At 58.0% G+C, this 2,190-nt stretch carries 5 protein-coding genes; all 5 read right to left on the bottom strand.

Features of this window, described 5'->3' with window-relative positions:
- Nucleotides 1-554, bottom strand: a 554-nt coding sequence (locus AC1D1X_RS21300) for a DUF6151 family protein (RefSeq protein ID WP_477699112.1), incomplete at its 3' end; no start/stop codon positions are given.
- A 29-nt stretch (nt 555-583) separates the two neighbouring features.
- Entirely contained in the window at nt 584-1,138 is a 555-nt protein-coding gene (locus AC1D1X_RS21295; protein ID WP_477670946.1) for a hypothetical protein, read from the bottom strand.
- Complete coding sequence (locus AC1D1X_RS21290) at nt 1,086-1,385, bottom strand: DUF705 domain-containing protein (RefSeq protein WP_477670945.1); 300 nt, start codon at nt 1,383-1,385, stop codon at nt 1,086-1,088. Before AC1D1X_RS21290 ends, AC1D1X_RS21295 begins: the two co-directional genes overlap by 53 nt.
- Nucleotides 1,382-1,813, bottom strand: coding sequence for a hypothetical protein (locus tag AC1D1X_RS21285; protein ID WP_477670944.1), 432 nt, complete (start codon nt 1,811-1,813; stop codon nt 1,382-1,384). Before AC1D1X_RS21285 ends, AC1D1X_RS21290 begins: the two co-directional genes overlap by 4 nt.
- 108 nt (nt 1,814-1,921) lie before the next feature.
- On the bottom strand, nt 1,922-2,190 hold a 269-nt coding region (locus AC1D1X_RS21280), incomplete at its 5' end, for an aldehyde dehydrogenase family protein (RefSeq protein WP_477699111.1).

Below are 2,190 nucleotides of genomic sequence, written 5' to 3'. Positions count from 1 at the left end.
ACCTTGGGCGATACGCGTGGCACCCCATCATCCGGGTTAAAGAAGGGAGTGACCTTGTAGCCGCCATTGAGCCTCGTGCGTATCAGCGTCGCCATGAACCGGAGAATGGACAGGGTGGTGCTGACCGGCATGGCTTTTGGCCTGCCTTTGGCGCTCTTCATGCCGACTTTCATGCGCACGGGGCCGAAAGCGCTGTCCAGACTGGTTGACAGATCTTTCAGGCAGTTGTGCAGCAGACCGACATGCGAGACCTTGAAGTCGCGTGCCGTGTTGCCGATCGGCGTATTGCAGCAGCTGGCATACCAGCGCAACATGCCCCTGTCACTGAGCGACATGCAGGTGAGTGCCTCCTGGCCATGGGTGAAGGTGACGTGCTGGGGAAGCGTGGCGATCACATCCGATCCACCCATCTCATCCAGAATCTCGTCGGCCTTGCCCAGGAAGTGCGCGTAAACCTGACAGTCTTTGCAGTAGCAGACGCCGCGGCATACCGATTCGGTGTGACTGACATGGCCGCGGAGTGTGCCGCATTGGCAGCGCAAGGGGTGATTCATGTGAGAGCCCTGTTTGATGGGTGAGCCATTTAACATTCAGACGCGTGGAACCCCGAGTTCTTGTCTGGCAGGGCAGTCCGGTCATTGCGCGTACGGTGTTTCCTGATGCCGACGAGTGCAATAGCTCCCGCGGTCTGCGTCGTAACCATGACCAGTGGGTAAAGCAGTCCGATACCGAGTGTCGCCACGATAAAACCGGTGCTGGCGTAAAGCGTGGATTCACGTTTGTATTCTGAGCAAAGCGCCAGGACAAGGCCAAGCCCGGCAAGAATGAACGTAAGGCAGGTCAACCAGATAACAGCGTTGGCGTCATTCAGCGCAAAGACGCTGCTTGGCCGAAGTTCGGCAATATAGCTGCGTTCTTGCCGCACCATGCCCAGCCGGTTCAGCGCGTTCAATAGCTTGCCCCCGAAGAGCACACCGCCGGCGCGATGAACGCACCACAACGCAAGAAACAATGAGAAGGCGACGAGGGCCGAGGCAAACGACAGTTTCCCCAAAGACACTCTTTCGCCGGCACCGAGCAATCGCTTAAGCATTCTCAGCGTGCGAAGGGTAGAGATGTTTGCAGAATCGCCACTCATGCACCGGCTGGTCATCAATGTAGGCTGTAGGCTTTGGCAGATAAGCTTCAAAACACTCGCTGATCCCTAGTTCGATGGCTGTGGTTCGGCAGTATTCAGCGCCTCCCGAGCTCCAGAGAAACAAGGTTGCGCCTTCGGATTTCAGCCGCCTGACCTGGGTAATTACCGCAGGCATGGGAATACGCTTCGCACCAACGGACCTGACCATGGTGTCGTCGACATCGATAAAAACGACTTGTGGGGTCATGGGTGTTGAACCTTTGTTTGACCCCGGAATATGTGTGACGCCAGGAGCCACAAGGCTACCGGCAGCAAAAGTGCGGCGGCAAGCACCTCCGAAAGAATTGTGACGTTGGCGATCAGAGGATGAAACTCGATGGGGGCCAACGCATAGTGGCCCAGGCCGTCAAAACCTAACGCCGCGTAAACAGCCATCAGCAGCAGGCCCATAGCCAAGAATTTTTTGCGCATGAGCAGCAAGCCAACGGCACCCACCGAAGTGATGGCAGCCCACACCCCATAAACCTGCGCACGTGTTAGCCAGGCCGGCAGGTTCGGATATTCGCAGATGAACTCGGCGTTGTGGCTGAAATGGCCGAGACTGGCGAGGAAGTAGGCTGCTGTCAGGGCGAGCAGCAGTTTGGGAAAGTCGTTGAAGCTGCGAAAGAAACGCATCGTTCAGGCCTGTGGTTAGAGGGGTGAAGCCCGCAGGCATCTGGCCTGTGGGTTACCAGTCTAACCAACCGGGCAGCCGCGCCGCTCGACGGCCTATTGTTCGCTAACTCAAGCCAGCGTATACGCCGTCTTCACCGTCGTGAAGAACTCCTGCGCATACTTGCCTTGCTCACGCGGGCCGTAGCTGGATCCTTTGCGGCCGCCAAACGGTACGTGGTAGTCCACGCCTGCCGTCGGCAGGTTGACCATGACCATGCCGGCCTGGCTGTGGCGCTTGAAGTGGGTCGCGTATTTGAGGCTGGTGGTGGCGATGCCGGCTGACAGGCCGAATGGCGTGTCATTGGCGGTGGCCAGCGCGGCTTCGTAGTCTTTTACCC

The organism is Polaromonas sp. P1_G4, assembly GCF_056405475.1.
The sequence above is the reverse complement of the archived record's forward strand: the minus strand, read 5'-3'. Positions and strand labels throughout refer to the sequence as shown.